Raw genomic sequence first — 24,748 nt, forward strand, 5'->3', positions numbered from 1 at the left:
CAAAAAAGCCAGCTCCACGGCTGGCTTTCTCATGAGTGAACTTCCTTCGGTTCGCAGGAAGGACACGTTCCATATATTTCAAACTTATGTCCACTAATATGATAATCCTCTAAATCGGCGTCGAGCTTGTCCATAGGGCAGGCATCGATCTCTTTTGTTTTCCCGCATGTAAGACAAATAAAGTGATGGTGATGATGGGAAAATGAACATTTAAAACGGAATAGTTTCTCCCCTGACAATTCTGTTGTTTCTAATATTCCAAGGTCTTCATATAGTGACAAGTTTCGATAAATCGTATCAAAGCTGAGACCAGGGTAGTCTTCACTTAGTGCCGTCAACACATTTTTAGCCGTCAAGTATTTATCAGAATCAGAAAACAATTGAAGCATGTCTTCACGTTTGCTTGTATATTTGTAGCCTTTTTCCTTTAATAAATCAAGCGCTTCTTGTACGTTCATGTTGATTCCCCCTTCTGAATTTCCCAATACTAATACACCCGATTAAAATCAAGATAGACAGCATCACAATGGTTCCGCCTGGCGCTAAATCAAGATAATAGCTTAAAATCAATCCGGCCAATACAGACAATTCACCAAATAAGATCGAAAGGAAAATCGCCTGTTTGAATCCTTTGGCAATGCGGATACTTGCCGCAACAGGAAGCGTCATGAGCGCCGACACAAGCAGTGTTCCGACGATACGCATCGATGCTGCAATGACAAGTGCAACGACTAAGATAAAAATAAAATGAATCCATTTTGCTGAAATACCAGAAGCCTTTGCATGCTCTTCATCAAAAGAAAGCAGAAACAATTCTTTATATAAAAGCACAACAACTAACACAACAACGAGTGAGATCCCTACAATAATCCAAAGATCAAGTCTTGAAACCGCACTGACACTTCCGAATAAATAACTAAACAAATCTGTATTAAAGCCATTCGCTAGTGAAATGAAGATGACGGAGATCCCAATACCCCCTGATAAAATAATAGGAATGGCAAGCTCCTGATAATGCTTATACACTGAGCGCAGGCGTTCAATAAACAATGAACCCGCAACAGAAAAAGCCATCCCTAAGTAGAGCGGGCTTACCCCTGTCAAAAGGCCAAACTTTTTATCAAGAAATAGACTTGCGGCAATACCGGCAAGTGATACGTGACTGAGGGCATCTGCAATAAGCGAGAGCCTTCTTACGACAATAAATACACCAAGTAAGGGCGCAATAAAACCAATCAGTATACCTGCGATAAACGCATTTTGTAAAAATTCATAATGAAAAAATGGAAATAGCATTATTCATGTCCCCCATGATGGTGATGGTCGTGATGAATCACTTGAATGTCATGCCCGTAAAATTGGGATAGCGCCTGATCATCCATTGAATCAAACGCTTCTGCATCCCCGTGGAAATGCAGTGTCTGATTTAAACAAGCCACATGGGTGACTTTATCAGAAACGGTGCCAACGTCGTGTGTGACGAGAATTAAAGACATTCCTTTTTCTTTGTTTAATGTTTCGAGCAGCTGATAAAAGCCTTCTACTGTCCGCTGGTCTACTCCAACCGTGGGCTCATCCAAAATGAGCAGCTTTGGCTGGCTGACAAGCGCACGGGCAATAAATGCACGCTGCTGCTGACCGCCAGAAAGCTCACCGATGTTTTGATGCTTTAAATCTTGTATGCCAACTGAGCGAATGGCATCTTCTACTTGCCATTTATCCTGCTTGCTCATTCGTTTAAACAAACCAATTTTCGCGGTCAGTCCGCTTGCGACGACCTCATATACAGAAGCAGGGAAACCCGTATTAAAGCTATTCGCCTTTTGAGAAACAAATCCAATTTGATCCCAGTCTCTAAATTTTGAAACAGGCGTGCCAAATAGCTTTAATTCACCTTGCTGCGGTTTAATGAGCCCAAGCAGGCATTTTAATAAGGTTGTTTTACCAGAACCATTCGGTCCAACAAGTGCTAGAAAGTTTCCTTCCTCTACTGTTAAATGAATGTGATCAATGACATTTCGCTGTCCATACGAGTACGAAATGTCCTTCATTTCAATAATTGGCTTTGCCATGAATCTTTCCACCTTTAATCAATATAAAAAGAATGATTACGATTTATACAACAAAAAGAAAATGGCTTTTGCCATTTTCTCTGTCCATACATACATTTCATTATATAAAAGAAAGATAAAAAAGTAAAATAAAAGCTAATGAATGGCTGTTTTGAACTTACCGCCTTTTGTTTCATGCGTATCCATAATCGTGATAAATGCTTGGTCATCAATTTCAAATACAATGGATTTCAGCTTTGTAATTTCAAGCCTTGTGACAACGGCGTAGATGACATCTTTTTCTTCATCTGTATAGCCGCCTTTTCCTCTCAGCTTTGTCGTTCCCCTGCCGAGTCGATGCAGAATCGCATCTGAAATTTCATCATAATAGTCTGATACGATAATCACAGCTTTTGTTTCATCAAGCCCTTGAATAACAGCATCAATTGTTTTCATTGCCAAATAATATGTCATGACAGAATACATAGCCTGCTCTGGTCCGAAAACAAAGCCTGCCCAAATAAAAATGAACACATTGACGATCATGACAAACTCACCGACGGAGAAAGGAATTTTTTTCGTCAGAAGAATTCCCAAGATCTCTGTTCCATCCATTGAACCTCCATTACGGATGACAAGTCCAACACCAAATCCAAGTAATAGCCCTCCAAATACAGTGGCTAAGATCGGCTGTGTTGTAAATGCCTCCACATGATGAAGTGAAGATTCAATCACGGCTAAGCTGACAATCCCAATCACAGTGGAAATCAGAAAGGTTTTCCCAATATGCTTGTATCCTGATATCATAAATGGAATATTTAAAATGACAACAATCGTCGCAAAATTTATAAACGGGTTATCTGTAAAGAGATAATCCAAAATTAGCGAAATGCCGATGATGCCTCCATCAATAATATTGTTTGGCACTAAAAATAATTCAATGCTGACTGCTGCACATGCAGCTCCTACTAGAATCAGAAAAATTCTCAAAATAAAATGAGGCACTGATTCCTTTCTATGCTGTTTACTATTTGCCATACGTTCTCCCTTCTACACATGTTAAATTTTCAATGAACATTTTATTCACTTTACTATTTTATCATTTCACAGAATAAAATAAAATTTTTTGCACATTTTCCGTTTTCGCCCATACATTGTTACAGAGGGGAGGAATGGAATTGATTTTAATTCAAAAAATTGTCCTGCAGCGGCTCAATCAGATCACAGCAAACGATCTGTTAAGGTATGCGAAACAGTACGGCGTCAGTTTAACGTCTCATCAAGCTGCTGAGGTTGCCAAACTCATGAACGGGAAAAACATCAATATTTTTAATGACTCAGAGCGTAACCGGCTTCTTAAGCAAGTGGAAGCGATTACTTCTAAACAGACAGCACAGACTGTGAATGATTTGTTTAACCAGTTTACAAGTTAAGCAAAAAAGGGCCGCATTTAGCGGCACCTCAACATGTTGCATCCTTTTTACTGACCCGTAATTTTATCTAGTAAGCCTTCATCAAATTGCTTTTCTTTCAGCATCGCAATTTCGAATTTGTAAGGTGGTTTTTTGTTCTTTTTATCTTCACCTACATAAGGCGTTTCTAGAATTTTCGGCACATCTTGAAGCTGCGGATGATGCACAATATAGCTCAGTGCATCGAAACCAATTTCACCAAAACCGATATTTTCATGTCGGTCTTTTCTTGCGCCTTGTACGTTTTTACTGTCATTAATATGAAGAACTTTGATTCGGTCAATACCGACGATTCGGTCAAATTCTTCTAATACACCATCAAAGTCACTCACAATCGGGTAACCAGCATCATGCGTGTGACACGTATCAAAGCAGACAGAAAGAGCTTCGTTATGTGTCACTCCGTCGATAATTTGGGCAAGCTCTTCAAAGCTTCTTCCGCACTCTGATCCTTTTCCTGCCATTGTTTCAAGTGCAATTTGAACCTCTTGACCTTTTACAATGACTTCGTTTAAACCTTCAATGATTTTTTGAATCCCTGCTTCTGCCCCTGCTCCGACATGCGCACCCGGGTGGAGAACAATTTGTCTTGCTCCCAGCGCTTTTGTACGCTCAATCTCAGATCGAAGAAAGTCTACACCAAGCTCAAATGTCGCTGGATTCACTGTATTTCCAATATTGATAATATACGGAGCATGCACGACGATATCCGTCATGCCATGCTCTTTCATATGCGCTTGTCCAGCTTCAATATTCAGGTCTTCAATTTTTTTGCGGCGCGTATTTTGCGGTGCACCTGTATAAATCATAAACGTATTCGAACCATAAGAGGCAGCTTCCTCACTCGCTGCAAGAAGCATATGTTTTCCGCTCATGGATACATGTGAACCAATCTTTAACAATGTTTCCCCCTACTTTCCATTACGCTTTGACTTTCTACGTTCCTGTCTTTTGATTTTATCCATCTCACGTGTCATTTTCTTTTTGTATCCAGGTTTGACGGCTTTCGGTTTTCTCACAAGACGTTTTGCTTTTTCTTCAATTTCATTCGGGGCTTTTTTACGTCTTTGACGCTTCAGACGGTCATCTGCATCTCGCCATTCGCCATGAACAATGGTTTTGTTTTCAAACACAACGCCCATTTTCTCAATTTGAATGAGTGCATCCTCATCAGCCAGCTCATAAATGGTCATGGCAATTCCAGAAGAACCCGCACGAGCTGTTCTTCCAACGCGGTGCACATAAAAATCAAGATCAGATGGAAGTTCATAGTTAATCACGTGGCTGACGCCTTTGATGTCAATCCCGCGTGCTGCAAGATCAGATGCCACAATATAAGTGAACTCCAAATCTTCAATTTGTTTCATGACTTTTTTACGTTCGCGCGGCGTTAATCCGCCATGAAGCACACCGATTTTCATTCCTTTTTCTTGTAGGAATGCTGCGATTTCATCAACAGTTGTTTTTGTATTGGCAAAAATGATTCCTAAATAAGGCTGTACATTCGTCACCATTTCATGGAGCAATTTTAATTTATCACGCTGTTTAGACGGAACTAAAATATGCTGAATGTTTTCTGCTGTAATCCGTTTTGGCTCAACATGCGCATACTTTGGATTGTCCATATATTTTTTCAGGAAAGGCTTTAGTTTTTCTGGAATGGTTGCAGAGAACACAAGCATTTGCAGCTGTTCTGGCATTTGTGCACCAATACGGTCCACATCTTCTAAAAATCCCATATCCAGCATTAAATCAGCTTCATCAATAACAAGAGAGGTCGCTTTATAAACATTCAGCGCCTGCTCATGAATGAGGTCAGCAATACGTCCAGGTGTACCGACAACCAAATGCGGCTGGTTTTTTAGCTTTTGAATTGATTTCTGCTTGTCCGTTCCGCCAATGTAAAGCTTTGCTTTGATCTCTTCTTCTGGAGAAGCATTCTTTAAAATCGTTTGAGCTTCTTTGAAAATTTGATTGGCTAATTCTCTTGTAGGTGCAGTAATCACTACTTGTACCTGTTCTTTGCTTGGATCAATTGAATGAATCAGCGGCAGTAAGTAGGCATGAGTTTTTCCTGTTCCGGTTTGTGACTGGCCAATCACGCTTTCTCCTTTTAAAACAGCAGGGATGATTCTTTTTTGAATATCAGTCGGCTCATAAAAGCCTAGTTCATGAATAGCATCTATAATAAAAGGCTTTAATTCATATGTCGTAAATTTCGTTTCTTTCATGTTTTCACTCCTTAAGGCAATGCCTTTTTGCTCATCTCCTCATTATAGCTGATTTTCAGTAAAAAAACCATGTCCGCTTTTCCTACAGGAAACCAATTAGTGCTTCCTTGCATAACCTATGAAGAGAAAGAGAATGCAGTAAGGGAGGTACAAGTATGTTAGGGCAAAGGCCTATGGGCGATTTTCAGCCGCGCCGTCCCTCACGCCGGCACCTTGGAAATGGCGGACAGCCCGGAATGTTTCAAAGAGGGCAGCAGCCTCCTATCCAGCAGCCTTTTCAAGGGCAGGGCAATCCATTTCAGCAAATGATGCCTCGCTCCCCGTCTGTACAGGGAGGCGGTTTACCCGGGATGGGCGGTATTCCAGGAGGTGAGAGCCGTGCACTAGGCGGCGGAGCAGGAATTAAAGGCATGCTCTCTAAATTTCTTCCTGGCGCAGGAGGAGCTGGAGTCTCTGGAGGTGGTGCGGGATTACAAGGAATCCAGAGCTTCACAAATCCTGCAACCCTCTCAAGCATGTTAGGAAATGTTCAAAAAGTGCTCGGGATGGCGCAGCAATTTACGCCAATGATTCAGCAATACGGTCCTTTAGTGAGAAATTTGCCGGCGATGATTAAACTGTACAGCCAGCTTGGCAGTGCGGATGATGATGAAGAAAGTGCAAATGATGCTGATGCAGAATCAGCGGAGACCAGCGCAGAAACAGAAGTGCCCGAGGAAGAAGCACAAACTGACGAAATAGAAAAAAATAAAGAACCAGAAGACATCCTCGTCAAAAAAACAGCACCTCACACATCACCTGCTCCTCAAGCAAAACCGAAAAAAAGATCTGGCAGCTCTGTTCCAAAACTATATGTCTAGTGATCTTTTAACGGCGAAGTGTTCACTGCGTATAACAATCTTTGATATATACGCTTACTTTGGCTATAATGGAAGCAAGAGAATGATAAAAAGCCGTTTTTTACGGCTTTTTATATTGTTCTTCTCTAGCAGCACTTCCCTACAGGAGGACGAATAAATGAATGTAATTAAAATATCGCCGCGTGGCTATTGCTATGGCGTTGTGGATGCAATGGTCATTGCTAAAAATGCCGCACTTGATAAGAACTTGCCACGCCCAATTTATATATTAGGTATGATTGTGCACAACAAACATGTCACTGATGCCTTCGAGGAAGATGGTATTTACACACTGGACGGACCAAACCGCTTAGACATTTTAAAGCAGGTTGAAAGCGGAACAGTCATTTTCACGGCTCACGGCGTTTCTCCTGAGGTTCGTCAAATCGCAGAAGAAAAAGGCCTTGTCACCATTGATGCGACCTGTCCAGATGTAACGAAAACTCACGAACTCATTTCAGAGAAAACAGCCGATGGCTATGACATTATTTATATTGGGAAAAAGGGTCATCCTGAGCCAGAAGGAGCTGTCGGAGTAGCCCCTGACAAGGTACACCTTGTCGAAACAGAAGCTGACATTGAGGCACTCGATTTAACATCAGAAAAACTGCTTATCACGAACCAAACGACGATGTCTCAATGGGATGTCCACGACCTGATGGAGCTGATTAAAGAGAAATACCCTCACGTCGAGTATCATCAAGAAATTTGTCTTGCGACACAGGTGCGTCAGGAAGCAGTATCGCAGCAAGCTGGCCAAGCCGATTTAACCATTGTTGTCGGCGATCCAAAAAGTAATAACTCTAACCGTCTCGCACAAGTGTCAATGGAGATTGCCGGAACGCAGGCTTACCGTATTGGCGACTTAAGTGAACTCAAGCTGGAGTGGCTGCAGGGCGTCAAAACCGTTGCCGTTACTGCTGGTGCTTCAACACCAACACCTATTACAAAGGAAGTCATTCGTTTCTTAGAAAACTATGAACCAGATGATGAAACGACCTGGAAGATTGAACGGACTGTTCCCCTTTCTAAAATTTTACCTCGCGTCAAAACAAAGAAATAAGAAAACGTCAGAGCATATCCGCTCTGACGTTTTTTGTTTACATAAATTGAAATGGGTTTGTGTTTGATTCAGAAACAAAGAGCTGTACGTTATATTTTTTATCCGCACACAGCGATTGAAGCTTCGCCTTTACGCCCTCTTTCATAATTTTTTCAGCATAATGCCCCGGGTCCACAACGTTCAGCCCTAGCATCATGGCATCGTGCGCAACATGGAAATAAAGGTCTCCTGTCACATACACATCTGCACCCATTCTTTTCGCTTGATGGATGTATTTATTTCCGTCTCCGCCAAGCACCGCCACTTTTTTCACAACAGCGTTTTGGTCTCCTACAAAACGAGCACCATTCACATCCAGCTTCGTTTTCACAAATTGTGTGAAATCTCTCAGTGTCATTGGCTCATTTAGCTCTCCAATACGGCCAAGACCTTTTTGAATAGGAGGAAGGTCTGTCGTGTGTACACTATAGGCGACTTCTTCATAAGGATGTGCTTTGATCATTTCGCGAATCACTTGTTTTTCTATACTTGCTGGGAAAATGGTTTCAATCCGCACTTCTTTCACAAATTCTAATTGACCCGACTCACCAATAAACGGCTCAGCTTCTTCTGATGGCAGAAAGCTGCCTGTCCCTTCATTTGAAAACGCACAATGGCTGTAGTTGCCGATATGGCCGGCGCCCGCATTTCCTAAAGCTGTCCGGATGGCCTCTTCAAATTCCACTGGGACATACAGAGCAAGCTGTTTGATTGGATCTTCGTATGTCGGCACTAACACTCTTGTTTCTTCAAGCTCTAAGGCCTCAGCAAGCAGGTCATTGACTCCGCCATCAGCTACGTCTAAATTCGTATGTGCCACATATACCGCAATATCATGTTTGATGCATTTTTCAATGATACGTCCAGCCGGCTGATCCGTCGCTACATGTTTTAATGGACGGAAAATCGGCGGATGGTGGGCAATAATAAGATCCACTTTTCGCTCGATCGCCTCATCTACTACATTCTCTAATACATCCAAGGTAATCATCACATTGGTTACTTTTTTATTTAAAGTCCCAATCTGAAGACCAATTTTATCCCCTTCCATGGCGTATGCCTTTGGTGAAAATTGTTCAAACAATTGGATGATTTCATGCCCGTTTACTGTTTTAGCCAACAGTCAAAACCTCCTTTAGCATCTTTATTTTCGCATTCAGCTCTTCAAGGCGTTCTTTATTTTCTTCTGTCCGCGCCGCCTGCTGAATTTGACTTTCTATCTTCTCCATATGCTGAAGCTCTTGCATCCACTTGCGCCGGAAGACGTCATTTTGCTCTTTCGCAAGAAACGGTCCAACCAGCATGCCTGCTTCAAGTGACATTCCTTCATAGGCTTTATCTTTATCGCCTTTTTCTGCAATGATGATTTCGTATATTTTGCCGTCCTCTTCTAAAATGACTTCATCTATCAATTCATACCCCTCTTGATAAAGCCATAAACGAATATGATGGGCATGGATATTCGGCTGAAGAATGAGCCTCTCATGGCCTGCGAGCTTATGCCTTCCTTCATTTAGAATGCTTGCGATGAGTGCCCCGCCCATACCTGCAATCGTCACTGCATTCACTTCGCCTTTTTCAATGACTTCAAGGCCATTTCCTTTTCTGACCGAAATTTCTTCATCTAATTCAAGTCTATGTACTTGCTGCTGCGCCGATTGAAGCGGTCCATCGGTAATTTCACCAGCAATGGCTTTCACTGCTTTTTGATGCAGGATCGCATAGCATGGCAAATAGGCATGATCTGAGCCGATATCAGCGAAGACTGCCTCATCTGGTAAAAAGTCTGCGACTTTTTTTAATCGTTTCGATAAATTCATTTCATTCATACGTATCACTACTTTTCTTTAATGTTCATACTTGTCTATCTTATATAAATTATGGACTTTTTAAAAGTCGTTTTCAAATGAAAAAAGCTCTTCTTTTGAAAAAGAGCTTTTTGTGTAAGATTATTTAATTTTAGACACCCATTCCGCCATTTCATCGAGCTTTTCATTTGGAATCAGCCCGCCTGGCATCCCGTTGCCGCCTTCTTGGATTTTCTTCTTGATGTCAGCTACTTCAAGCTTGTCTCCAACACCTTTTAATGCAGGACCTGCGCCGCCTTCATAGTTTTCCCCGTGACAGCTTAGACAGTTCTGCTTATACAATTCTTCCGGCGTTGCATTTGCTGTCTCTTCTTGCTTTTGCTCTTTGCCCCCAGAGGCAATTTTTTCTTCATCTTTCAGCCCCTTCATTGATAAGAAAAAAGTGAGTCCAATACCTAAAATGGCAATCAATAAAAATGGTATAAGTGGATTCCGTTTCATTTCTTTCATCCTCCCCTTTGTGAAAACCCCTTTGAGACTATGCAAACAATTCTAATTCTACTTTAATTTTACAAAAAGTAAACGAATTATGATACAAAACTTTGGTCAAGTTCACAGATTAGACAAAAATGATTCAAGATGAGAAATGAAGCCTTCAGCACATTTAGATGTATTTTTTATACATCTTTTCTCTAAGAACGTTGCAAATTCATTTGTTATTCAGTAAAATATAATCAGATTGAAAAAAGCGTTTTCATTTTTGATAAGAAAGAACGGATCTCTTTCAAGATCCGTCCGGTTTCTACTCTAAGAAGTCTTTTAATCGTTTACTTCTGCTTGGGTGTCTTAATTTACGAAGAGCTTTCGCTTCAATTTGTCTGATACGCTCTCTTGTTACGCCGAACACCTTTCCAACCTCTTCTAACGTGCGAGTTCTTCCGTCGTCTAGTCCGAAACGTAGTCTTAGCACATTTTCTTCACGGTCCGTCAGCGTGTCTAATACATCTTCAAGCTGCTCTTTTAAGAGTTCATACGCAGCGTGGTCAGATGGAGATGTCGCCTCTTGGTCTTCGATAAAATCACCAAGATGCGAGTCATCTTCTTCACCAATAGGTGTTTCTAAAGATACAGGCTCTTGCGCAATTTTAAGAATCTCTCTTACCTTTTCTGGAGTTAAATCCATGTCTTCAGCAATTTCCTCAGGCGTTGGTTCTCTGCCTAGGTCTTGCAGAAGCTGTCTTTGAACACGGATCAATTTATTAATCGTTTCCACCATATGAACCGGAATCCGGATTGTTCTCGCCTGATCGGCAATCGCACGTGTGATCGCCTGTCTAATCCACCAAGTCGCATATGTTGAGAATTTATATCCTTTGCGGTAATCAAACTTCTCAACCGCCTTCATCAGACCCATGTTTCCTTCTTGAATCAAGTCAAGGAACAGCATACCACGACCGACATAGCGTTTCGCAATGCTGACAACGAGACGAAGGTTCGCTTCCGCTAATCTTCTTTTTGATTCCTCATCGCCCTCTTCGATCTTTTGAGCATACGTAATTTCTTCTTTAGCAGATAACAAATTGACGCGTCCGATTTCTTTTAAGTACATACGAACAGGATCATTGATTTTGACACCTGGTGGTACGCTTAAATCATTCAGGTCAAATTCTTCTTCTGCTTTAGCCAGCTGCTGAACATTTGGGTCTTCTGTCTCTTCGTTTTCACTAATGAGCTCTACACCCTGTTCGCCTAAGTATTCATAGTATTCATCCATTTGGTCTGATTCAATTTCAAAGCTAGACATACGCTCTGCAATTTCTTCGTATGTTAAAACGCCCCGTTTTTTACCCGTTTCAGTGAGCTTATCTCTCACCTGTTCAAAGGTTAATTCAGTTTCGGTTTCGTGGGCTTGTTTATCAGCCATTATGGATCCCTCCTTCCAAAGCTTGCAACGAATTCTAAAGTAACTTGCGATTTACTTCCGCCCTGCTTTTCTCTCTCTATCAAACAGATGACGAAGCAAATAGGAAATAAAATAAATAATGATGAAGGCAAGATGCTTGCGGTCTTATGCTCCTCCCGTAAAGGATTCATTGCCAGCCGTAAGTCCTGTCATTAATAATAGACGTATTACTTCAGCGAACGGTTCAACTGAATAATTTCTTTTGCAAGTGTTGCCGCTTTGAAGAAATCTTTTTGCCTCTCCGCTTCTGCACGTTCTAGTTCTTTTTCCTTTATCATTGACAAATTCCGATGATTCAACACTTTTTTTACATAATCACTTAATTCAGCTTCACTTAGCTCGTCTCCGACTTGAATCATCAATATATCCGTCAACAACTGATTCATGACATCATCTTCTATCCGGTTCATCAGGTGCTGCGGCGTTGGTTCTTTGCCTTCTTCATACAAGGCATAAATGTACGTTGCCAGCGCCCTGTGCGAATCTATATTAAATTCAATCCCGATTCTGTCAAGTACTTTGCGGATCACGTCATCGCTTTTTAACATATGAGCAAGCAGCATTCGCTCTGCATTTTCATATGCCGGCCGCAGACGCTTTCTTCTCACTTGTGTTGACAGATGTGCACGCCGTTTTTCAAGCCCGTTTTCTTCCTGCGTGCTTTTGGTTTCTTGCCGCTGCTGTTTTTCAAACAGCTCCAGTTGTTCTTTTAATGAATCAAGTGAGATCGAAAACTCCCCAGCAAGCTGTTTCATGTAAATCTCTTGCTCCAAAGAGCCGTTTAACCGGCTGATTTCTCGGAGAACCTGCTTCATATAAGTAAGACGGTCTCCTTCATCTGATAAGTTTTTTCCTCTTCGGAAAAAATTCATCTTAAACGTCATTAATGTCACACTTGCATCTATGATGTCATTCCTAAATTTCTCGCCGCCATATTTACGAATGTAATCATCTGGATCAAGTCCATCTGGTATCATGGCAACGCGAACTTTACATCCTCTTTTTCCAAGCAAATCTGATGCTTTCATGGTCGCTTCGTATCCGGCCGTATCAGAGTCATAGCAAAGGATGATCTCTTCTACGTTCCGCCTGAGAAGCTTTACGTGCTCTTCTGTAAGAGACGTACCCATTGTTGCAACACTTTCACCGACACCTGATGTAACAGCTGAGATGACGTCTGCAAATCCTTCAAAAAGAACCGCCCGTTCGCGTTTGCGAATATGCATACGTGCGTCATGAAAGTGATAAAGCAGCTTACTTTTATGAAAAAGCGGCGTTTCAGGACTATTCATATATTTAGGCTGCTGATCACCAAGCGATCTTCCGGAAAAAGCGATGACCGTTCCATGATGATCATGAATGGGAAACATGACACGATCTCTAAAGCGGTCAAAAAAGCCTGTGCCGTTTTCACGTTGAATCAAAAGACCAGCCTTCTCCATCATCACAGGATCAAATCCTCGTTTTTCTAAAAACTTGGTCACGAAATCCCAAGAATCAAGAGCATATCCGATCTCAAACTTGGCAATTGTTTCATCCGTAAAGCCTCTGGACCGTAAATAATCGAGTGCGTTTTGACCTTCCTTTGTATTTACCAGCAAATGGTGGTAAAATTTCTTAAGAAGCTCATGGGCCTCAATCATTTTATGATCTGCAGTGTCCTCTTGCTGAGAGGAACTCATCTGAGCATTCGCTACCTGATCAGGCAGATCAATATGGTACTTATCAGCCACATGTGAAACGGCTTCAATAAATGAGTAGCCTTCCATTTGTCTGAGGAAAGAAAACACATTGCCTCCTGCACCACAGCCGAAACAATGGAAGATTTGCTTATCTGCTGAAACAGAGAATGAAGGAGTATTTTCACCATGGAATGGACAAAGACCGAAGTAATTTCGACCTTGCTTTCTAAGCTGTACGTATTCTCCAATCACTTCGACAATGTCTGCGTTTTTTTGGATCTGCTCCAAAAGTTCATCTGGTATACGTTTGCTCATCCTAATAACACTCCGTCGTACATTATTCGCCTTTTAATTTAAAAATCCTTCATGATTCGACAGGATTTTTTGTAGTTGCGCCATAAATCGCTTCTTATCCTCTTCTAAAAGCTTTTTGGGACCTTTTCCGTATACACCTTTTCTTCGCTGTTTGCTAGAAACATGCCTGCGTTCCAAATCAAAATCAATTGTTTCGTTTGTGTACATTCGTCCTCTTTCAGACAGAACAATGACCTGTCTCGGAAGCAGTAAGGAGGCAAGACCAATATCTTGGGTGACGACAATATCATGTGCGGCAGCTGAGTTTGCAATGACTAAATCCGCTGCTTCCTTATGTGTATCTACAAACCGCCAATCTTCAAGTGGAGATCTTTTGGTTTGAAAATGCTCATATGAAGCAATGAATGTCACTGGTACTTGAAATTGAGATGCGACAGAAAGGATTTCGTTTTTTACAGGACAAGCATCTGCATCGACATAAATCGTCCTCTCTTTTTTACGTTCATTCAGGTGACTAATTCTCCATCCCTCCACCTTATTCCTGCTTTAGAGAAGCAAAAAGACCATACTTTTCCCCCATAAAGCAATCAACAGTAAAACTCATTTTGTCGAAAAGTTATGTTCAGAATCACTTGACTTCTGCCAATATTAGTTTATTCGTTCTTGACTTAACTTAAACCTAAAATCAATCATTTTATCACAATTTTTTATTATAATACAAATGCAGCAAATATGCCATTGTTTTTGTTTACCCGTTTCCCACCATAGGAAAAACCCAGGAGGAGCATCCTGAGTTTATTCGGAACCTCTTTTGGTCAGCATTTGATGAATGACATTTGCCGTTTCCTCAACTGCTTTATTCGATACATCAACGACTTGACAGTTAATGCGGTCAACCACTTTTTCAAAATACTCTAGTTCCTCTTTAATCCGCTCAATGTTCGCATAAATAGCGCGATCATTTAAACCAAGAGATTTTAAACGCTCTTTGCGAATATGATTTAGTTTGTCTGGACTAATTTTTAAACCGATACATTTCTTCGGATCAACTGAAAATAACTCTTCTGGCGGATCAACTTCAGGTACAATTGGAACGTTCGCTACCTTCAGCCGCTTATGTGCCAAATATTGAGATAATGGTGTCTTGGACGTGCGTGATACACCAATGAGCACAATATCAGCCTTTAGAATACCTCTAGGGTCTCTGCCGTCATCGTATTTCACAGCGAACTCGATGGCTTCTACCTTTTTAAAATAGTCCTCATCTAATTGACGTACACGACCCGGCTCATGTTTCGCTTCATTTCCATATGCCGTTTCCATTTTATCAATGAGCGGACCGATGATGTCATAATAAACGACACCGTTGGCTTCTGCTTCCTCGATTAAGAATTGGCGCATTTCTGGCACAACAAGAGTAAAGCAGACGATCCCATTATCTGCTTTCGCCAGTGAAATGACTTCTTTAATCGTACCAACATCCTCTACATACGGGATTCTTCTAATATTTGAATGGTCTGATGAGCCGCCATCAAATTGGCTAAGTGCCGCTTTGACCACGAGCTCTGCCGTTTCTCCAACTGAATCTGATACCACAAAAATTACGCGATTACTCATAACATCCCCTCGCAGTCTTCTGTCATTAGATTATTTCGTTCTCCGATAAGCTGACAAGTATTTTCGTCATATTTGTTTTCGTAATTCTTCCGACCACTTCAAAGCCTTTATCCGTATCTTTTATCACAGGAAGTGCATCTATTTGCTTTTCAATCAAGTGCTTCGCCACATCCATAATGAAATCTTCCTTGCGGCAAACGGTGATGTTCGGCATTCTTGTCATAATAATATGGACAGGGATAGATGGAAGCTCCTGTTTCCCTATACTTGCGCGAAGGAGGTCTTTTCTGGATAACACGCCTGTTAAAATAGAGTGATCGTCCACAACGAATAATGTGCCCACATCCTCTAAAAACATCGTACAAATCGCATCATAAACCGAAACATTCTCATGTATTACCACTGGAATGGATTGAAAGTCTTTCACTTGAAGTTTTTTCAGCTTATCTGCGAGAAGCTGCGTGCCTGTTTTTCCTGTGAAAAAGTAGCCGACCCTTGGTCTTGCTTCTAAAAAGCCTGACATTGTTAAAATGGCTAAATCCGGTCTGAGGGTCGCCCTTGTTAAGTTCAGCCGATCGGCGATATGCTCTCCAGTGATCGGACCATTCTCTTTGACAATCTGTAAAATCTGCTCTTGCCGTTTATTTAACTCGATTGTACTCACCACCTTTAAATAGAGAGAGCGAAATCTTTATTTTATGTATATCATTTTCATAACTCATCATATTATAGCGCATCTTTGTCCGAATGAAACAAAAATCCACTCAAAAACCGTGAATTAAATGAGTAAAAAACGATTGCCCTTCGGAAAAGGCAACCGTTCTTAGGTATTTATTTTACAATTAAATTGTTCATATTCGCAAATGATTGAATGACTTTGGCTAGTTTGACCATTTGTGCTAAACGATTTCGCTTCAGTTTTTCATCATCCGCATGAACCATTGTATGATCGAAATAATGAACAATCGGTGTTTTTAACGTATCCAGCGCCTCAAGTGCCAAGCTGTATTGTCCTGCTGCTACATGTTCCTTTACAGCTTTCTCTACTTGCTGATACGCCTCAAACAGCTTTTGCTCATGTTCATTTTCAAACAGTTCAGGCTGAATCTCTGCATCTTCCCCTTTTTTACTGATTGAAATGACGCGCCCCAATGCTTCAGCCGTTTCTTTGAAGCTTTCTTGTTTCACACTCTCTTCAAGAACAGCTGCTTTTTTGACGACTGCATATGGCTCAATATTTTCAACATCCAGCACTGCATCAACAACATCATGGCGGATATGCTCTGCTTGAAGAACATATTTTAAACGATGCGTTAAAAATTCAATCAGAGCAGCTTCATGTTCTGCCTTTACTTGAGCAAGTGCAAACAGCTCTTTAAATGAAATATTCCAATGGCGGTCGAGCAGGATTTGAACGATACCGCTCGCTTGTCTTCTAAGTCCATAAGGGTCTTGAGAACCCGTTGGGATCACATCAATTGAGAAGAATGAACAAATAGAATCAAGCTTATCTGCTACTGCCACAATCGCACCAATCAAAGTGGACGGCGCCTCGTCACCAGCAAAGCGCGGCATATAGTGCTCGTTGATGCTTCTTGCTACTTCTTCATGTTCACCAAGAGCTCTTGCATATTTCTCACCCATGATTCCTTGTAATTCTGGGAATTCATAGACCATTTGAGTCACAAGGTCAAACTTCGAAATACTTGCTGCTCTCGCCACACGTTTAGTGGTTTCGTCATCTGCTCCGACATGCGCCGCTAGACGGGTTGCAATGTCTGTCACTCTCTTCAGCTTGTCGCCGATTGTTCCAAGTTTCTCATGGAATACCACTTTATCAAGCTTTTTAATATTGTCTTCAATCACTAGTTTTTCGTCTTCTTTATAGAAGAATGCAGCATCTGATAAACGCGCACGAAGTACTTTTTCATTCCCTCTTGCGACATTTTCGAGCGCCTCACTGTTTCCATTTCTGACTGTAATAAAGTGCGGCAATAATTCCCCTTGCTCATTTTTCACAGGGAAGTAGCGCTGATGCTCTTTCATTGTCGTCACCAATACTTCTTCCGGCAATGCAAGAAACTCTTCTTCAAAGGAACCAGACAGCACAGTTGGATATTCTACAAGATCGTTCACTTCTTCTAGAAGTTCAGGATCAACAGGAATGACCCAGCCTTTTTCTAAAGATAGCGCATCTAGCTGTTCAGTAATGAATTGTTTTCTTTTCTCTGAGTCTGCAATCACAAATTGATCGCGCAATGTTTGTTCATAGGAAGCAGGTGTGTCAATGCTGGCTGTCGTTCCAAGGAAACGGTGTCCTCTAGTCTCCCGGCCGCTTTTCACCCCAGCAATTTCAACAGGTACAATCTCTTCTCCAAATAAACAAACAATCCATTTAATCGGACGGATATAGCGTAAATCCTCGCTTCCCCATCTCATGTTCTTTGGAAAACTTAATGAAGCGGCGATTTCACCTAACGCTGGCAGAAGGTCTTTGACTTGCTTTCCTTCTTGAAACTTTTGGACATGGACATAATCCACTCCTTTGATCTCTTTGAAATAGAGATCATCTGTTGAAGCACCTTGTCCTCTTGCAAAGCCTTCAGCTGCTTTTGTCCAATTGCCTTCAGCATCTTGGGCAATCTTTTTAGCCGGGCCTTTTGCTTCTTCTTTGATGTCTTCTTGTTTTTCTGCGACACCTTTCACAAGTACAGCAAGACGTCTAGGTGAGTTAAATAAAGCAGTCTCTTCGAATGAAATATTTTGCGTTTCAAACCATGCTTTTACTTTCTCACCCAGCTGCTTTGTGCTCTCTGGCATGAAACGAGCCGGCATCTCTTCTAAGCCGATTTCAAGTAATACATCTTGTTTATTCATGAGAAGCCGCCTCCTCTTTTAGCATAGGGAATCCCAGTTTTTCGCGTTCTTCATAATAGGTTTTGGCTACTTTTCTTGCTAACTGACGCACTCTTCCGATATAACCAGTTCGCTCAGTCACAGAAATAGCACCCTTTGCATCGAGCAGGTTAAACGTATGAGAGCATTTGAGGACATAATCGTATGCCGGGTGAACAAGCCCTTTGTCCATTTGGCTATGTGCTTCTTTCTCATAGGTTGTAAATAGCTCGAACAGCATGTCAGTATTAGATGTTTCAAATGTATAAACAGAGTGCTCGTATTCAGCCATTAAGAATAAATCTCTGACCGTAAATCCGTCTGTCCATTCAAGATCGAAGACATTTTCTTTGTCCTGGATGTAAGAAGCAAGACGTTCAATACCGTATGTGATTTCAACAGAAACGGGCTTACATTCTAAGCCGCCGACTTGTTGGAAATACGTGAACTGCGTAATTTCCATCCCATCAAGCCATACTTCCCAGCCAAGTCCTGCACAGCCAAGAGATGGATTTTCCCAGTTATCTTCCACAAAACGAATATCATGTTTCAGCGGGTCAATGCCAAGTGCCTTCAATGATTCAAGATATAGCTCTTGAATATTGTCAGGTGATGGCTTAATGATCACTTGAAATTGGTGATGCTGATACAATCTATTTGGGTTTTCTCCATATCTGCCATCAGCCGGGCGTCTTGAAGGCTCTACATAAGCTACCTTCCACGGCTCTGGGCCGATGCTTCTGAGGAACGTGTATGGACTCATCGTTCCGGCACCTTTTTCTGTGTCATACGCCTGCATTAATACGCAGCCTTCATTTGACCAATGCTTTTGCAGCGTCAAAATCATGTCTTGAATATTCAATGATCGCACCTCCATCTTTTCTAGACCAACCGCTATGTATGGCGGGTGGGATGAGAACCTTGTAAGAGAACACAAAAACTCCCGTCTCTATGCTCGCAAGGTTCTTGCAAACATAGGGACGAGAGTTTTTCCCGCGGTTCCACCCTATTTGCTGGTGTAGTAGCACCCAGCCGCTTTGTTTTACGTTGCTCAAGAATGCCTTTCGTTACGCCTCCATCCTTAGCTCACACCGCCCTAAGGTCGCTTTTATGGATTTTACGTAAGTACTTCTTTCTGTCAATGCAACATATTTTATCTTAGATGATCTTACAAAAAGTCATGGGAGATGTCAACTTTTGTTTTCCCCGCCCATTAGCTTTTTCATGGATTCCATCTGATTCATGAATTTTTTTGATTTTAAATAGAGGCCGGAATATTCGTCATAGTAGTGATCAAGCACTTGACGAATTTCTTGTTTCGTCTGCTGTTTCACATCAACCTGACCAAGCCTTGATAAATCAAAATAATGAAACAAACGGAGCAGCCTTGCAGCTGCGGGGGATAAGGGCAGTTTATATGGATCTTTCGAAAAACAATTTTGGCAAATGAAGCCGTTATCTCTTATTGAGAAATGGAACTGCCCTTCTTTTTGACCACAGTGCACACATTGATCAAGTTCAGGCTTCATCCCCATCACTGATAACATTTTGACCTCTACGATAAATAAAATAATATCAGCATCTGTACCTTCGTTGAGATGACGCAGAGATTGAAGCAGAAGCTCAAACAAATAAGGGTTTGGCTTTTTTTCTTCTGTCCCTTTATCCATCAATTCCGTCATATATGCGGCATATGCGGTCAGAAATAAGTCTTCCCGAATGGCCCGCATACTTTCAATCATTTCGCCTTGCTGGAGCGTTCCAAGTCCTGTTGATGATTGGATCAGGAAGGTTCCGTATAAAAACGGCTGGCTTATGGCTGACAGGCGGCTGTTTGATTTTTTTGCGCCTCTTGCCATGACACCAATTTTCCCATGTTCTCTAGTGAGCAGCGTGACAATTTTGTTTGTTTCGCCATAATCTGTTGTTCTAAGGACGATTCCTTCACTTTTAATGAGCATTTGTCTACACTCCGAGCGCTGGAGGGGGTCAAGAATTATAAGATTGGAAAATCAAATCGTGCTATTTCTTCTTCAAGTACATCGGGTCTTTCCAGGTTCTCCTTTTCTAACTCTTTGAAAAGCAGATACGTGTCAACGCTTCCTGTTTGTGAAAATACGTTCCATGTAAAATTCAACATAAAAACCCCACCTTTCTTTATTAGAAGCAGCAACGCTACATCCAACATATTAATTTTATCTTGACCAGGCTACCTCCATTTCATGATAAACAATTTTTACTAATCGAACCGCACCATTGTCAGATTTACTGACAAATGCAGCGATTTTTTAATATTCGTCTTCTCTAAATCCAAAATCACGCAGGTGAGTGGATTTATTACGCCAGTCCTTCTGAACTTTGACCCAAAGCTCTAAATACACTTTTGAGCCTAGAAGTGCTTCAATATCTCTGCGCGCTTTTTGTCCCACTTCTTTTAACAAGCTGCCACGTTTACCAATGACGATCCCTTTTTGCGAATCACGTTCTACGACAATGGTCGCCGCGACATGGATCTTGCCATTTTCATCTGGCTTAATCGATTCAATCGCAACCGCAATACTGTGCGGAATCTCTTCTCTCGTTAAATGCAGCACTTTTTCACGAATTAATTCAGAAATAATAAACCGTTCTGGATGATCTGTTACTTGATCTGCCGGATAAAATTGAGGGCCCTCTGGAAGATAACCTTCAATCTGCTGAAGAAGCGTGTCGATATTGTTTCCTTCAAGAGCTGAAATTGGCACAATTTCCTTGAATGGGTAACGTGTGCGGTATTCATCAATTAAAAGGAATAGTTCATCTGGATGAATTTGGTCAATTTTATTAACGACTAGGAACACCGGCGTAGATGTTTGCTTTAGTCGTTCAATGATGAATTCATCACCTTTGCCATAGCCTTCCTGTGCGTTAATCATAAACAAGATCAGGTCGACTTCCTTCAGTGTATTTTGAGCCACCCTCATCATAAAATCACCAAGCTTATGCTTAGGTTTATGAATCCCCGGTGTATCGATAAAGATCGTTTGTGATGTGTTTGTTGTTAGAACACCTTGCACTTTGTTTCGCGTCGTTTGGGGCTTATCGCTCATGATGGCGATCTTTTGTCCAATGACACGATTAAGAAAGGTTGATTTCCCTACATTTGGTCTTCCAATAATTGATACAAATCCTGATTTGAAGCTTTCGTTAGTCATTTAAATCCTCCGGTGAAAATGCGCCTGGCAATAGTTCGTTTACTGTTGTTTCGTATATATGTCCTTTTAAGTTCGTTAGAATCACTGGCATATCAGGTGCACATAGCTCTGAAATGACCTGTCTGCATGCGCCGCACGGCGAAACAGGACGGTCTGTATCGGCCACCACTGCTAACATTTGAAAAGATGTAATGCCTTCTGAATAGGCTTTAAAAAGTGCTGTTCTTTCCGCACAATTACACATACCATATGCTGCATTTTCAATGTTGCAGCCGCCATACACTTTTCCATCATTCGACAGTAATGCTGCACCGACTTTGAATTTAGAATAGGGTACATATGCAAAATCTCTTGCTTTGATTGCTTCTGAAATCAACTCTTGTTTGTTCATTCCTAGTTCCCACTTTCAGAAGAAATGGTACCACTGTCACATTTATATTTTACATAATTCACGTGACATTTTCACGCCCATTTCTAAAAATGTTAATAAATAGTAATATTGTTCTATTGCATGATCTTCGGTAAGAAGATGATCAACCCAATCATAACCGAAATCGCGGCGTAAACGCAAACAGCGCCTGCCGCAGCGTCCTTCGCTCTCTCTGCAAGCGGGTGCCTTTCTTCTGTCATCAGATCCACTGTATGTTCAATGGCTGTATTGACAAGTTCAAGTGCAAACATCCCCCCGCAAAGAAGAAGAACGATCAGCCATTCAAATGGGTCTATGCGGAACCAAAAGCCGCAGATCACCACGATGATGGCTGCGACTGTGTGAAATCGAAAATTCCGTTCATTCAAGAAAGTTCGCCATATTCCTCTAAATGCATAGTAAAAACTCCGAAAAAAACGGGCGAGCGGCCTTCTCTTCTTACGATGATCTCGAAAGGCCATAATCATCCAGGATTTTTGTCTGTTTGGCGAACATTTCTTTTTCCTCTTCCTCTGTCATATGATCGTACCCAAGCAAATGGAGGAAGCCATGAATCGTTAAGAATCCAAGCTCTCTCATAAAGGAATGTCCATATTCCTCTGCCTGCTCTTTCGTTCGATCCACACTAATGATAATGTCACCAAGTACAGGCGGGATATCATCTGCTCCAATGATTTCAATCTCCCCTTCTCCTTCTTCCTCAAGTGCAAAGGAGATCACATCCGTTGGTGCGTCTTTTCCGCGGTATTCTTTATTGATTTGATGAATCTCTTCATTCGAAACAATCGTCACTGATACTTCCGCTTGATCCTTGACCTCAAGTTCGTCTGCAGCAAACTGAAGAAGCTTTTCCACTTCTTCAAGCTGCTCTTTTGATACTTGTCCTGTTTCATCTATTAAATCGATTAACAATGTCATTTACTTCACCTTCTGCTTCGGGGCATCTGGATATTCAATCCGAGAATGGAAAATCCCCTTTAATGTTGTACAAATCGTTTGGCTGATAATATTTAATTCTTTAAATGTGAGGTCACATTCACTAAATTGCCCGTCCTGCATTTTATCTGAAATAATGCCTTTGACAAGCTTTTCAATCCGCTCTGGATTTGGATTATGCATCGAACGAACCGCCGCTTCAACGCTGTCAGCCACAGAAATAATCGCTGCTTCTTTTGATTGCGGCTTTGGACCAGGGTAACGGAATTCTTCTTCTGTCACCTGATCATCACGCTCTTTCGCCTTATAGTAAAAAAACTTTAAAAGAGACTTCCCGTGATGCTGTTCGGCAATGTCGACAAGTTCTTCAGGAAACTTCTTTTCTCTCAGCATATCAGCGCCATCTGTCGTATGGGCAATAATAATATTTTTACTCAGCTGAGGAGAAAGCTTGTCATGCGGATTATCAATGTTCATTTGGTTTTCGATAAAGTACTGCGGTCTTTTCGTTTTCCCAATGTCATGATAATAAGCACCGACCCTTGCTAAAAGACCATTTGCGCCGACTGCTTCACATGCAGCATCCGCTAAATTCGCCACCATAACACTATGATGATATGTACCTGGTGTCTCGGTTAAAATCTTTTTGAGCAGCGGATGATTTGGATTGGATAATTCAATCAGTTTCATTGTGGAAAGAATACCAAACATGCTCTCAAAAACAGGCATTAACCCAATGACCAAGATAGATGATGCAAACCCTGACACAATCGCCATCATGAGGTTCACACCGATTTCAAGCCCTGATGGTGAAGAGTTTTGGATGAGTGTAATGGATAAAACCACAAGTACATTCACCAAAGCAACCAAAAGCCCAGCCTGCAATATTTTTGATCTTGCATTATGTTTTCTTAAAAATAAAATACCCGCCATCCCGCTCATCAGATAATAAGCGCAGATCACATAGTTAAAGACGCCGGTTACTCCTTGATTAAACATCATACTGCCGCAAAGAGCAAATACAAGACCGGAGAAGATCGCCAGCCGCTCATTAATAAGCAGCTTGATCAGCATCGTGCCAAGTGCCACTGGCACGACATAGCCTATCGTCGTATACTTCGTTTCCTGGAAGAGGCTGAACACTTCCATGATAATTAATATAATCGTGAAAATAAGCGAGTAAAGCAGTAACGACTTATTCTTATGGACAAGCGATTTTTTCCTCGATTCAAGGGAATGAACAATCGCTGCTAAGAAAAGTCCAATTAATATGAGAAGACCACTTACAGGCTTAAATAAATTTGAGCTGTTTAACAGACCCGTGAGTTCTAATTTGCGATAAACTTCCCGGTCAATGAGCTCTCCTTCTTCAACTAAGATTTGCCCCTGCTTAATTTGCACAGGCTGAATATTGTCAGCCGCTTCCTGTCTTTTCTTCTCTGTTGCCACTGGGTCAAATACATAGTTTGGAATGATCGCAAATTCACCGATTTCTTTCGCCGCATTTAAGTATTTTGATGGAATCGAATTGTTTTTAAGCTCTGTTTTGACTTGTTTTTTCTCATCTTGTAATTTCGCTGCTGTGATTTCTTTACTCATCAGTGAATTCACCACTGTGATGATGGAATCCTTAGTAAATGAGAGATTTTCATCACTTGCTTGGAGCAGTGCTTTGATGGATTGATCCGAAACAGCTTCCTGCATATCTGTTGTGAGCTTTTCTTTGACACGCTTGACCATTTCTTGATCTGATGGCGCGTTCTCTTTATCATCAGCTGCTTTCTTCTCTTCTTTAATGGCTTCAAAGAGGGATGAGATGAGGTCTACGCGATTATCAGAATACGCTTTTTTGAGCGTATATTGATCTTCTACCTGATCTGTTGCTTCTTGTTTCTTTTCTTCTGTCGCTTCTTGATCATCAACGGTTGACGGAGAATAGATGGTCTGTTCGCTCACTGAAAATAAATCTAAGTCGAGCGATTCAGGCTTTACATGGAAGAAGAGCACCACGAATAAAATGGCTGCTAAACCAGCGTACAGCAAAACATTTAAATAACGTGAGCGCTCCATTTTCTGAGGTTCTTTTTTAGACAGCAGTCTTTTGCGCTTACTGCCTTTTTGATTCTTTCTCAAGGAAAGTACCTCCTTTTTTA

At 41.4% G+C, this 24,748-nt stretch carries 26 protein-coding genes; 3 read left to right on the forward strand and 23 right to left on the reverse strand.

Annotated features, from left to right (window positions below; all coding sequences use genetic code 11):
* Positions 1 to 29: 29 nt before the first annotated feature.
* From MHB41_RS11505 to MHB41_RS11520, 4 genes are all read right to left on the reverse strand, one after another.
* Complete coding sequence (locus MHB41_RS11505; RefSeq protein ID WP_003217433.1) at positions 30 to 458, reverse strand: Fur family transcriptional regulator; 429 nt, start codon at positions 456 to 458, stop codon at positions 30 to 32.
* On the reverse strand, positions 436 to 1,296 hold the full coding sequence (locus tag MHB41_RS11510; protein WP_034280150.1) for a metal ABC transporter permease: 861 nt from the start codon (positions 1,294 to 1,296) through the stop codon (positions 436 to 438). Before MHB41_RS11510 ends, MHB41_RS11505 begins: the two co-directional genes overlap by 23 nt.
* Positions 1,296 to 2,072 (reverse strand): metal ABC transporter ATP-binding protein, encoded by a 777-nt coding sequence (locus MHB41_RS11515; RefSeq protein ID WP_024423006.1) that lies wholly within the window; start codon positions 2,070 to 2,072, stop codon positions 1,296 to 1,298. Before MHB41_RS11515 ends, MHB41_RS11510 begins: the two co-directional genes overlap by 1 nt.
* A 135-nt stretch (positions 2,073 to 2,207) precedes the next feature.
* Positions 2,208 to 3,089 carry a YitT family protein gene (locus MHB41_RS11520; RefSeq protein WP_024427967.1) on the reverse strand — a complete coding sequence of 294 codons (882 nt, stop codon included), beginning with the start codon at positions 3,087 to 3,089 and terminating at the stop codon, positions 2,208 to 2,210.
* Positions 3,090 to 3,229: 140 nt separating this feature from the next.
* On the opposite strand from MHB41_RS11520, the gene MHB41_RS11525 reads away from it, so the two are divergent.
* Positions 3,230 to 3,484 carry a DUF2624 domain-containing protein gene (locus tag MHB41_RS11525; protein WP_024423008.1) on the forward strand — a complete coding sequence of 85 codons (255 nt, stop codon included), beginning with the start codon at positions 3,230 to 3,232 and terminating at the stop codon, positions 3,482 to 3,484.
* A 47-nt stretch (positions 3,485 to 3,531) separates the two neighbouring features.
* On the opposite strand, the gene MHB41_RS11530 is transcribed toward MHB41_RS11525, so the two are convergent.
* Positions 3,532 to 4,425: a deoxyribonuclease IV gene (locus tag MHB41_RS11530; protein ID WP_041117997.1), complete on the reverse strand. Its 894-nt coding sequence runs from the start codon at positions 4,423 to 4,425 to the stop codon at positions 3,532 to 3,534.
* Positions 4,426 to 4,434: 9 nt separating this feature from the next.
* Positions 4,435 to 5,754 (reverse strand): DEAD/DEAH box helicase, encoded by a 1,320-nt coding sequence (locus MHB41_RS11535; protein WP_034280145.1) that lies wholly within the window; start codon positions 5,752 to 5,754, stop codon positions 4,435 to 4,437.
* A 155-nt stretch (positions 5,755 to 5,909) separates the two neighbouring features.
* On the opposite strand from MHB41_RS11535, the gene vrrA reads away from it, so the two are divergent.
* Positions 5,910 to 6,614: a VrrA/YqfQ family protein gene (gene vrrA, locus MHB41_RS11540; RefSeq protein ID WP_041117998.1), complete on the forward strand. Its 705-nt coding sequence runs from the start codon at positions 5,910 to 5,912 to the stop codon at positions 6,612 to 6,614.
* A gap of 157 nt (positions 6,615 to 6,771) precedes the next feature.
* Positions 6,772 to 7,716, forward strand: coding sequence for a 4-hydroxy-3-methylbut-2-enyl diphosphate reductase (locus MHB41_RS11545; protein ID WP_034280141.1), 945 nt, complete (start codon positions 6,772 to 6,774; stop codon positions 7,714 to 7,716).
* A gap of 37 nt (positions 7,717 to 7,753) precedes the next feature.
* Here MHB41_RS11545 and MHB41_RS11550 read toward each other — a convergent pair whose 3' ends face one another.
* The 17 genes from MHB41_RS11550 to MHB41_RS11630 all read right to left on the reverse strand — a co-directional run bounded on the left by MHB41_RS11550 (position 7,754) and on the right by MHB41_RS11630 (position 24,665).
* Entirely contained in the window at positions 7,754 to 8,875 is a 1,122-nt protein-coding gene (locus MHB41_RS11550; RefSeq protein ID WP_041117999.1) for a Nif3-like dinuclear metal center hexameric protein, read from the reverse strand.
* The gene (locus tag MHB41_RS11555) at positions 8,868 to 9,584 is read right to left on the reverse strand and encodes a tRNA (adenine(22)-N(1))-methyltransferase TrmK (RefSeq protein WP_041118000.1); all 717 of its coding nucleotides are present in this window, start codon (positions 9,582 to 9,584) and stop codon (positions 8,868 to 8,870) included. The genes MHB41_RS11550 and MHB41_RS11555 overlap by 8 nt, the downstream gene beginning before the upstream one ends.
* 120 nt (positions 9,585 to 9,704) lie before the next feature.
* A complete protein-coding gene (gene cccA, locus MHB41_RS11560; protein WP_034280134.1) occupies positions 9,705 to 10,064 on the reverse strand; it encodes a cytochrome c550 in 360 nt (119 codons plus the stop codon).
* Between the two features lie 301 nt (positions 10,065 to 10,365).
* Positions 10,366 to 11,487, reverse strand: a complete 1,122-nt coding sequence (gene rpoD, locus MHB41_RS11565; protein ID WP_008342392.1) for an RNA polymerase sigma factor RpoD — start codon at positions 11,485 to 11,487, stop codon at positions 10,366 to 10,368.
* 206 nt (positions 11,488 to 11,693) lie between these two features.
* Positions 11,694 to 13,523, reverse strand: a complete 1,830-nt coding sequence (gene dnaG / locus MHB41_RS11570; protein ID WP_024423015.1) for a DNA primase — start codon at positions 13,521 to 13,523, stop codon at positions 11,694 to 11,696.
* A 33-nt stretch (positions 13,524 to 13,556) separates the two neighbouring features.
* A complete protein-coding gene (locus MHB41_RS11575) occupies positions 13,557 to 14,057 on the reverse strand; it encodes a YaiI/YqxD family protein (RefSeq protein WP_034280132.1) in 501 nt (166 codons plus the stop codon).
* Positions 14,058 to 14,318: 261 nt separating this feature from the next.
* Entirely contained in the window at positions 14,319 to 15,140 is an 822-nt protein-coding gene (locus tag MHB41_RS11580; RefSeq protein WP_008342399.1) for a pyruvate, water dikinase regulatory protein, read from the reverse strand.
* Positions 15,141 to 15,165: 25 nt separating this feature from the next.
* The gene (locus MHB41_RS11585; protein ID WP_024423017.1) at positions 15,166 to 15,804 is read right to left on the reverse strand and encodes a helix-turn-helix transcriptional regulator; all 639 of its coding nucleotides are present in this window, start codon (positions 15,802 to 15,804) and stop codon (positions 15,166 to 15,168) included.
* Between the two features lie 167 nt (positions 15,805 to 15,971).
* Positions 15,972 to 18,017: a glycine--tRNA ligase subunit beta gene (glyS, locus tag MHB41_RS11590; RefSeq protein WP_034280130.1), complete on the reverse strand. Its 2,046-nt coding sequence runs from the start codon at positions 18,015 to 18,017 to the stop codon at positions 15,972 to 15,974.
* A complete protein-coding gene (glyQ, locus tag MHB41_RS11595) occupies positions 18,010 to 18,897 on the reverse strand; it encodes a glycine--tRNA ligase subunit alpha (RefSeq protein WP_012010611.1) in 888 nt (295 codons plus the stop codon). Before glyQ ends, glyS begins: the two co-directional genes overlap by 8 nt.
* A 328-nt stretch (positions 18,898 to 19,225) precedes the next feature.
* Complete coding sequence (gene recO, locus MHB41_RS11600; protein ID WP_034280128.1) at positions 19,226 to 19,996, reverse strand: DNA repair protein RecO; 771 nt, start codon at positions 19,994 to 19,996, stop codon at positions 19,226 to 19,228.
* 35 nt (positions 19,997 to 20,031) lie between these two features.
* A complete protein-coding gene (locus MHB41_RS11605; protein ID WP_003217288.1) occupies positions 20,032 to 20,175 on the reverse strand; it encodes a YqzL family protein in 144 nt (47 codons plus the stop codon).
* Between the two features lie 148 nt (positions 20,176 to 20,323).
* The gene (era, locus tag MHB41_RS11610; protein WP_007501305.1) at positions 20,324 to 21,229 is read right to left on the reverse strand and encodes a GTPase Era; all 906 of its coding nucleotides are present in this window, start codon (positions 21,227 to 21,229) and stop codon (positions 20,324 to 20,326) included.
* Entirely contained in the window at positions 21,222 to 21,620 is a 399-nt protein-coding gene (locus tag MHB41_RS11615; RefSeq protein WP_008356263.1) for a cytidine deaminase, read from the reverse strand. The genes era and MHB41_RS11615 overlap by 8 nt, the downstream gene beginning before the upstream one ends.
* 113 nt (positions 21,621 to 21,733) lie before the next feature.
* Positions 21,734 to 22,120, reverse strand: a complete 387-nt coding sequence (locus MHB41_RS11620) for a diacylglycerol kinase family protein (RefSeq protein ID WP_024423020.1) — start codon at positions 22,118 to 22,120, stop codon at positions 21,734 to 21,736.
* Positions 22,098 to 22,577: an rRNA maturation RNase YbeY gene (gene ybeY, locus MHB41_RS11625; RefSeq protein ID WP_041106915.1), complete on the reverse strand. Its 480-nt coding sequence runs from the start codon at positions 22,575 to 22,577 to the stop codon at positions 22,098 to 22,100. Before ybeY ends, MHB41_RS11620 begins: the two co-directional genes overlap by 23 nt.
* On the reverse strand, positions 22,578 to 24,665 hold the full coding sequence (locus MHB41_RS11630; RefSeq protein ID WP_170825875.1) for an HD family phosphohydrolase: 2,088 nt from the start codon (positions 24,663 to 24,665) through the stop codon (positions 22,578 to 22,580). It abuts the gene before it with no gap.
* Positions 24,666 to 24,748: the final 83 nt, after the last annotated feature.

The organism is Bacillus sp. FSL H7-0578, assembly GCF_038630855.1.
GTDB lineage: Bacteria > Bacillota > Bacilli > Bacillales > Bacillaceae > Bacillus > Bacillus safensis.